This window comes from Flavihumibacter sp. CACIAM 22H1 (genome assembly GCF_001601815.1).
In the GTDB taxonomy this organism is placed as follows: domain Bacteria; phylum Bacteroidota; class Bacteroidia; order Chitinophagales; family Chitinophagaceae; genus Flavihumibacter.
Window position 1 is genome coordinate 11,313 of sequence record NZ_LUKG01000047.1, and the last position, 9,471, is coordinate 20,783.

A 9,471-nucleotide genomic window follows, 5' to 3' on the forward strand; every position below is an offset into this window, starting at 1 on the left:
TGTTGGAGGAATTTGTTTTGAAAGCCTGGCTGAAAAAAGATATAGCGCGCTTGCCGGAAACACAAAATGGTTTTTTGTTTACCGGTCGGAAGAATGAGGTCATTAATCTTGGTTCTTCCAACACAAATATGGCATTAAAATCGGGTCGCCAGCTCTTTGCCAAAGTGCCGGGTGTTTTTGTATATGATATGGATGGTAGTGGAAACCAGTTAAATATTTCTGCCCGTGGTTTGGATCCGCACCGAAGCTGGGAATTTAATATCCGGCAAAATGGTGTATTGGTCAATTCGGATATGTATGGGTATCCTGCCAGCCATTACAGTCCGCCGATGGAAGCATACGACCAGATCGAACTGGTGCGCGGAACGGGCTCCCTGCAATACGGGGCGCAGTTTGGTGGTATGATTAATTTTATCACCAAACAACCCGATTCAACCCGCCTGCTTTCTTTTGAGTCGATCAATACAGTTGGCTCTTATGATCTGCTGAGCAGTTATAACGCGGTAAGCGGTAGCTATAAAAAATTCTCATACTATGCCTATTATTACAAAAGGCAGAATAAAGGATACCGGAAACAATCGGCCTCCGATGCCGAAGCACAATATGTTCAATTGAATTATGCCCTTTCAAAACGGGTGCGGGTGAAAGCTGAACTTGGCAGGTCGGCTTATTTGTATAAGATCCCCGGTCCTCTGAATGACAGTATGTTCCGGGAAGATCCGCAAATGGCCACCAGGGATCGGAATTATTTTAGTCCGGATATCTATGTGCCTTCGCTCACCATTAACTGGATGCTCAATGAACGCAGCTCCCTGCAATGGGTTAACTCTGCGGTGCTAGGTACCAGAAACAGTGTATTGTTTGATGCATTTGCTACCGTGCGTGATACTATTAACCTGCTAACCGGTGCTTATAAAAACCGGCAGGTAGATATTGATCGCTTTAACAGTAAAACATCGGAGCTTCGTTTTTTGCACCAGTATACCATCGGTTCTATGAAACAGGTTCTGGCAAGCGGAGTAGTGCTCATGGTCAATGACCTGAATCGACGCCAACTGGGAAAAGGTACAACTGGCAGCGATTATGATCTGTCCTTAGTGGAACCGGGATTTGGCCGCGATCTGCATTTCAAAACAAAAAACCTGGCCCTTTTCCTGGAAAATGCCGTGGAGGTACTACCGGGCTGGACGGTAACGCCGGGTTGGCGGATGGAAACCGGGCAGTCAGATCTTTCCGGCAAAATCACTTATTATACCGAGCATCCGCTGCCCACTACAATCAAACATAATTTTCATTTGTTTGGTCTAACCACCCAGCTTCGCCTTGATGCCGATAATCAACTCTATGCGGGCATAAACAGTGCTTATCGACCCGTTATATTTAAGGATATTGTGCCTGCGTCTACTTATGAGCAAATTGATAAGAACCTTAAAAATGCAACCGGTTATACTGCAGAATTGGGCGTACGGGGAAAATTGGGCGATAATTTTTCCTATGACCTAAGCTTGTTCCGGATGGTATATGCACACCGTATGGGAACTATTGTAGCAGAGGATAATGCCGGCCAACCCTATACCTACAAAACCAATATAGGCGATAGCCGCACAAATGGCGTGGAAGCTTTCCTGCAATACCGGTTTCCTATCACTTCCTTTTTTTATGCAGGGGTTTTTAGTTCCAGTTCCTGGATGGACGGTGTATACACGAAAGGACAGGTAGCAACGGGTACGGTTAACAGCTCCATTACAGGCAATAAAATTGAATCGGTGCCCACCTGGATCTCAAGAAACGGGCTTGAACTCATGTACCGGGGCATCAATGCTACGCTTTTGTACAATTATACCTCCGGCAGTTTTTCTGACGCGCTGAATACGGTAGAGCCGCCGGCAACCGGTGCCAGGGGCTATACACCAGCATACAGCACCTGGGATTTTAATGTATCGGTTCGGGCTTCTTCCATCTTCTCTATCCGGGCCGGTGTTAACAACTTTACCAATGCATCTTATTTTACCAAGCGACCCAGTTTTTATCCCGGACCAGGTATTTGGCCGGCAGATGGGCGGAATATGTACCTAACCATAGGTGTTAAAATTTAGGAAGTCTTAAGCCGGTTGTATATACCCGATTTGCTGCAACTTCGTGGCTGAAATTCTGAGTTATGAAATTAGGTATTCTGTTAGCAGCGCTATTGCCAGGTATAGGAGTTTTAGCCCAGGAACCTGCGTATAAAAATGCAGCGCTTCCGGTGGAGCAACGCGTAGATGATTTATTGAAACGGATGAGCCCGGAAGAAAAATTCTGGCAGTGTTTTATGATACCCGGCGAAATCAAACCGGGAGAGGAAGCGCGGTACAAGGTCGGCATTTTCGGCTTCCAGGTAAGTGCGGAAAGTAAGGGGGGCGAAGCGGCGCAACAGTTATTACAATACAATGCAAAGGAAGATGCGCTTAGTCTGGCGCGAAAGATAAATGGCATACAACGCTATTTTGTAGAGCAATCGCGCCTGGGAATTCCTATTATTCCTTTTGATGAGGCATTGCATGGCCTGGTGCGTTCCGGCGCAACTGCTTTTCCCCAGGCAATAGCCTTAGCTGCCACCTGGGACACCAGCCTGGTTGGCAGGGTAGCCCATGCAATTGCCATGGAAACCAAATTGCGGGGCATTCGTCAAATCCTTTCGCCGGTTATAAACCTGGCACACGATGTTCGCTGGGGGCGCACGGAAGAAACCTATGGTGAGGATCCATTTCTGACGGCCTCCATGGGGGTTAGTTTTATCGGTGCGTTTGAACGGCTGGGAGTAGTAACATCGCCCAAGCATTTTGCCTTTAATGTAGGGGCCGGCGGGCGCGATAGTTATCCCATCGACTTCAGTCAGCAGTATTTGCTGGAAACAGAACTGATCCCGTTTAAAGCTGTCTTTGAAAAAGCCGGTGCACGTTCTGTAATGACATCTTATAATTCCATCAATGGGCAGCCGGCTACCGCCAATAACTGGTTATTGAATGATCTATTGAAAAAGCAATGGGGTTTTAAAGGGTTTGTGATCTCCGATGCGGGCGCGGTGGGCGGTTCACTGGTATTGCATAATACCTCCAAGGATTATCCGCAGTCGGCCGAACAGGCCATTACCAATGGGCTGGATGTGATTTTTCAAACCGACTATGCACATTATCCTTTATTTAATCCGCCTTTTTTAGACGGGCGTATACCCGCTGCCCGAATTGATGATGCCGTACGCCGCATATTGCGGATCAAATTTGAACTGGGACTTTTCGAAAAGCCCTACGTGGATGAGGGCGCCATTGCAGCGCTTATTGACGTTACGGCGCATAAAAAACTGGCCGAGGAAGCTGCTGCAAAAAGTTTTGTGTTGCTTAAAAATACCGGGGTACTTCCCTTTAAGAAGCAGCCTGCTACGCTGGCCCTGATTGGCACGGATGCCGTTGAAGGCCGTTTGGGAGGGTACAGCGGACCTGGTAACGGGGTTATCAGCATTAAGGAGGCAATTGCACAAAAATGGCAGGGAACCCGTATCCTGTATGAAGCGGGCTATGATCGGATGGCACAGGATTTTGTGACCATTCCCGAAGCTAACCTGCTACACCGTAAACAGGGTAAAACAGCGCAGGGTTTGTTGGGTGAATACTTTGATAATACGACCCTTAACGGCCAACCGAAATTGACGCGGGTAGATAAAACGGTTCAGTTCAAATGGACCCTGTATGCACCGGATCCCTCCTTGCGGAATGATTTTTATGCAGTTCGGTGGACAGGCGAATTACTGTCGCCGGTTACCGGCCCCGTACAACTGGGGCTGGAAGGCAATGATGGTTTTCGGTTATACATAGATGGTAAACTGGTAGTGGATCAGTGGAGTAAGCAGAGTTTTTCTTTGCGCGCAGTATCGGTACAGTTAGAGAAAGACAAGCGTTATCCGGTGCGCATTGAGTTTCGGGAACCGGTGGGTAATGCACATATACGGTTGGTATGGAATTACGGGGTTACCAATAACTGGGAGGAAAAAATTGCAACTGCTGTAAAAGCTGCCCGGGAAGCGGAGGTAGCGGTGGTAGTAGCGGGTATCCATGAGGGTGAGTTCCAGGATCGGGGTTACCTGGCGTTGCCGGGCCACCAGGAAGCGTTGATAAAAGCGGTGGCAGCAGTAGGAAAGCCGGTGGTGGTATTGCTGGTAGGTGGCAGTGCTATTACGATGCAGGACTGGATAAGCGAGGCGGGTGCCATTGTGCAGCTGTGGTATCCGGGCGAGCAGGGCGGCCTGGCGGTAGCGGATCTGTTGAGTGGGCGTATAAATCCGGGTGGGCGTTTACCCATTACGTTTCCGGTGCACGAGGCGCAGTTGCCTTTGTCGTACTACCATAAACCCACGGGCAGGGGCGATGATTATCATAACCTGAGTGGGCAACCGTTGTTTCCATTTGGCTATGGGTTGAGTTATACGGAATTTAAATACAGTAATCTGCGATTGCTGACACCGGTGGTAGCGGAGGGTGATACGGCGGAGATAGAGTGTGTGGTTACGAATATTGGTCCGGTTGCCGGTGATGAGGTGGTACAATTATATCTGCGGGATGAGTTGGCTTCGCTGGCGCGTCCGGTGATGCAGTTAAAGGGTTTTGAGCGGATAAGTTTATTAAAGGGAGAGAGTCGGCGGGTTCGTTTTCGTGTGCCGGTGGAGGAGTTGGGTTTTCTCAACCAGCAGTTAGAGCGGGTGTTGGAGCCTGGTTTTTTCCGGGTTATGATCGGTGCTTCTTCCCGGGATATTCGGCTTAAGGGCGACCTGGAGTTTAGGCGTCAGACAGGTGTTAGAACTTTGTTCTAACACCTGTCTGACGTCTAAAACGCCATGATCACCGCGCCCAACGCAGGAATACTAATTTTTAACTTGCCGTTGATCGCATGTGAACGTGCTTTGATGCTGGCATAATTGGATGGTCCGCCGGCAGCCAGCGCAGGACCCTCCCCATTTACCAACACTTTGCGAGAAAACTCGCCATTGTCCGCAGCCCCCTCCAGTTGATACCAATAACAACGCTTGCCAAAATTCAGGTTCTTTGTATTGATTTCCACTGTAACCGCTTTGTCCGACAAATTCATCAAGGTCAGGTTTGCCTCTCCTGAACTATAGGTAGAAGCATAAGCTTTTACCTGCGAACTGCCGGTAATACTCACCGGTATAAGCCGGTCTCCCAACATCCGCGAAAAATAATACATGTAATAAAATGAAGGACGGGGCGTCCATTTCGGAATACCCGGTTCATTGCCATCACTGAATAGTCCATGATCATTCCCGTTTTCCCAGCCATTCAGTAAATCCCACCGCAATGCCATGCCATATTGATTCACCAAACTTTCTCCCATCACCGCCAGGGCAAACAAACCGCTTACATTAGACACCTGCTGTTTCGAATCCTTCGCCCACATATTCCACTCGGTTAATGCCACCGGCAAAACCGGCGCTCCATAGGTCTGCATTTCTTTTTTGAGGTATTGCATCATTTTAGCAGGTACCGTTAGCCCGGCATTCATCACTACCGCTGCTGTAGAATTTTCATTATACGGCGTAAAATAATTGTGCACAATATAAAAATCAGCGGCTCCACCCAGGTTCTTTAACACCCCCTCATTCCAGGTTTTGGTAGTATTGGTCATCCAGGCTTCAGCAGGGGCATCATAAAGGGTGGCCCCTATAAATATTTCGTGCCCGGTTTCTGTAGCCGCTTTCTTCATGGAATCTACAAAAACCTGCACATGCTTTGCATATAATTCTCCCGTCACAAATTCCGGTTGCCCGTCTTTGTTTTTGGAACGATCAATGCGGAAACCCCATTCCCAATCGCCATAGGTTTCATTACCGATCTCCCAATACTTGGTGCGGCCTTTATCATACCGAACCCAGTCGGCTGCTAAATGAGCCGCCGTAGCTACAGGGTCCTCGCTTGTGCCATAGCGCGCATACCCGTAATTAACCGTCAGCACACCAATGCTGTTGGTTTGCTGAAGTACGGTATAATAGTTGTCGAGCGATGCTGTCCAGTTTTCATTGATCCGGCCAAACCAATAACCAGGTTCCTTCATGGTTCCATTCATATCCATTATAGTAGCTGGTACATCGGCCGGCAATCCTCCTCTCTGCGCATTCCAGAAATAGATATCACTTCCACTGCCTGCAGGAAAACGGATGAATCGCGGTTGCAGGGCTTTCATATGCTGCATAAATATGGGCTCGCTTACCATATTGGTCATCCAGGTATTGGCATTATGCCCCCAAATCGTAGGAGGTACCCTGGTTATTATTTTACTGGCATCAATAGTAGCTGTAACTGTAGCACTTGTTTGCACCGGTGTTACTTCGGTATAGGAGGGTGCTGTAAAAGTTCTTGGTTTCCATTGGTCGTCAAAAAAGCCAATAGTAGCAGCCAGTGCCGGGTCCGGTACCGGCACCACCGGCGTAATGACCGGTCCGCCTGGTCCGCCTGGCTCCGGTTCCGGGTCGGGCGAATCTTTTTTGTTGCAACTCATAAAAACCTGTAGGGCTATCAGGCAGGTATAACCGATTGTTAACATTTTCATTGTATAGATTTAAAAAGGACCCGGCAGTAGCAATGATGGCTCATTGTCAGCGGGTCCTCGTTCTTGCTTATGATGCTACTAACCTGGTTCGATTACCGTAAACCGGCATGATCAAAATAAATAGTACCTGTCCAGTCGAAATTCTGGAATACCAGGTCATTGATCGTTGCGGGGTTTCCCAAATCTGCTTTGGTGAGCTTATACTCCACCCATTTGCCTTCTTCAATGGTAATGGTATAAGCAACCCCGTCATTGGCTTTTACATTAATGCGTTTTCCATTGGTGCCGGCAGTACCGAAAATGCTGAAAGTAATTTCGTTGTACCCTGCCAGTGAAACAGAATTGTTGGCAAATTTCAGTGCGCCCCAATGCCCGGTATAATTGACTTTCATGGCAGCATCCCCATCGCGTATATTATCTTTATTGGCATAGTCGATGGTGGTATTCCAACCCCAGTTCTGCCAGTTATTCATAAGGGCATCTACATAAAAAGCATAGGATAAGGCCGGAAGCGGCGGTAGATCTCCTACAAATAAAACCGGCTCCTCAGATTCTACTACAACATCGGAAAATGCTACCAGGCTAATTAAGCCCCGGTTGGCTTCCGCTGGTATCATTAGTTTAATAGCTGTTTCAGATTGGCTGATAAAGTTGGTGATCGGTGTGGTCAACCCTTTGAACAGAACACCTTTTACAAGGTCAAGATCCGTTCCTGTAATAGTAAATTCTTTCTCTCTTTCTGCTGGTGACGGATCAAAGGAAACCACTGCCGGCAGAACAACGTCCAGCGAGGTTTCCGTTTCAACCGATATGGGCTCGGTGCCACCCGCCGATAAAACAAGGGGTCCACTTTGTGCTTCCATCGGAACGGTTACTACTAATTCATCTACTGATTTGCTCACAAACTCTGTTACTACTATGTCCTTGTTAAAACGCAGTTCGGTAACCCAGTTCAGGAATTTACCTTGGATGGTTAGGTTGGCGCCGGGTTTCACCACCGGCGTAAAACTGGTTACCTGCAGCGGAATTTCCAGGTTCAGCGGAGATCTGGAAACAATTTCACCGTCTGTTGTGATCAGTTTCACCAGGCCGGCTTCCACGGCATCGGGCAATACCAATACAATCAGTTCATTGCTTTGCGATTTGAAGCCCGCTTTCTCCACGGTTGCCCCTACAAACTGGATGGAATTTACTTTTTGAAGATTGTTACCGATAAATTTTATCTCCTCTCCGTGTTGTACACCAGAGGGACCAAAACTCAGTAATTCAACCAGGCCGGAATTACCGGAATCGTCTTTTTTACACGCTGTCAGCAGCAATACAGCTATACTGGCCAGCCAGAAAAGAAGAACGCTTGTTTTTATGAATGTTTTCATGATTTTGCTGGTTTATTTTTCCAATACTTTAGGTACTACCCGGAAATTATCAAAAGCGATATCGCAGTCCAGGTCGCCCGGACCATGAAACAATACCCGTGTATAATAACCAGCCGGACGAACGGACAAGGTTTGGCCATAACTTTCAACAATTTCTTCAAACGGAATAGTGATGGTTTGCCATTTTCCCTTCGTATCAATCGGTGGTTTCCACTGGTATTGATCATTGTAAAAATCTCCCAGCCCCACATTCAGTTTAATCATATTATTATTGTACGGCTTCAGTGTATTCACTTCAAATTTCAGGTTATAGGTTTCCGGTTTCAGGATAGCTTCATCCGGAATATTTTGGCTGATAGCACCCATTGCATCCGGCGGACCGCCAGCGGCTTCCAGCCAGTTCCACGCACCAATAGCCCGGGTTACACGGATATAGTTTCCGTTGATGGAGGGAGGATCGGCAGGGCCCGGGTTACTTACTACGAAAGATGCATTCCACCAACCGGTAAACGGATCGCTGCTGATATAAATATTCCGGTTATCACGGAACCAGAAATCGGAGGAGGTAGTACCAAAGTTGGTGGTAACGGTAATTGGGCCGGGTATAGCACCTTCCGGAATTTTTACCTGAAGAATATTGTCTTCCACGTCTACCAATTCTCCATTTACACCACCACTGAACGTAACAGTTAAGGGTGGGTAGAAATAATCGCCACGTATGGTGGCAACGCCTCCTGTTTGTACGTATTCGCAATCCATACTGCTAACGGTAGGTTCACTAATCTGCACTTCAAAATCATAGAGCAATTCAGATTTGTCCGCGAAAACCAATTTCAGTTTATTGGTTATCTCCAAAGGAATGGCGCTTGGTACCGGAACAATAATGGCCCGGCTGGTGATATAGGTTGGCGAAACATAAGCGCGCTGGTCGTTGAACCAGATTTCGCGGGTGTTTTGCAGGTTTTCTCCAACAATGGCAATTACATTTCCCTGGTAGGCTCCAACCAGCAGAGAGTCGGCCGATGCAGGATCTGTGATCCGTACATACCGGATTCTTGGTACACCATTGTTAGGTGCATCGTCGTCTTTGGAACAGGCTACAAAAATTGCTGCCATGGCCAAAAGAAGCGTAGAACAATATAGAAGTTTTAGAAATTTCATATGCGTTGATTTAATCGCTGGTACAAGTAGGTTTAGTAATCAACTGGTGCTTTATTGAGGTTGGGTGCCTGGCTTAACTCAGCGGCAGGAATCGGCAACAGGAAATTACCGCTGTTTGCATTGATGGTACGATCCTGTGTTGCCCAGGAAGTTTTGGTAAAGGTCCAGTTGGTGGGGTCCGGAAACTTGTCGGGCGCGGTAAAAAATAATCCGCGATCCTGTGCATTCAGGATTTCATACGCTTTGGCAGGGTTCCAGTAATGTAAATTACCAGGTCGTACCAGGCCATGCCTTCCATCGCAAATTCAATGAAACGCTCTTTCAGGATGGCGTCCATATC

5 protein-coding genes are annotated in these 9,471 nt (G+C 47.6%); 2 read left to right on the top strand and 3 right to left on the bottom strand.

Going from position 1 to position 9,471, the window contains the following annotated elements; all coding sequences use genetic code 11:
- Positions 1-2,096 (top strand): TonB-dependent receptor (locus A1D16_RS13445; protein ID WP_290710323.1); only part of this gene is annotated, 2,096 nt, incomplete at its 5' end.
- A gap of 62 nt (positions 2,097-2,158) precedes the next feature.
- Complete coding sequence (locus A1D16_RS13450; RefSeq protein WP_290710325.1) at positions 2,159-4,843, top strand: glycoside hydrolase family 3 N-terminal domain-containing protein; 2,685 nt, start codon at positions 2,159-2,161, stop codon at positions 4,841-4,843.
- 14 nt (positions 4,844-4,857) lie between these two features.
- Here A1D16_RS13450 and A1D16_RS13455 read toward each other — a convergent pair whose 3' ends face one another.
- From A1D16_RS13455 to A1D16_RS13465, 3 genes are all read right to left on the bottom strand, one after another.
- Positions 4,858-6,594 carry an alpha-L-arabinofuranosidase gene (locus tag A1D16_RS13455; protein ID WP_290710327.1) on the bottom strand — a complete coding sequence of 579 codons (1,737 nt, stop codon included), beginning with the start codon at positions 6,592-6,594 and terminating at the stop codon, positions 4,858-4,860.
- Positions 6,595-6,686: 92 nt separating this feature from the next.
- Positions 6,687-7,970, bottom strand: a complete 1,284-nt coding sequence (locus A1D16_RS13460) for a hypothetical protein (RefSeq protein WP_290710329.1) — start codon at positions 7,968-7,970, stop codon at positions 6,687-6,689.
- 12 nt (positions 7,971-7,982) lie between these two features.
- Positions 7,983-9,131 carry a glycan-binding surface protein gene (locus A1D16_RS13465; protein WP_290710331.1) on the bottom strand — a complete coding sequence of 383 codons (1,149 nt, stop codon included), beginning with the start codon at positions 9,129-9,131 and terminating at the stop codon, positions 7,983-7,985.
- Positions 9,132-9,471 lie beyond the last annotated feature (340 nt).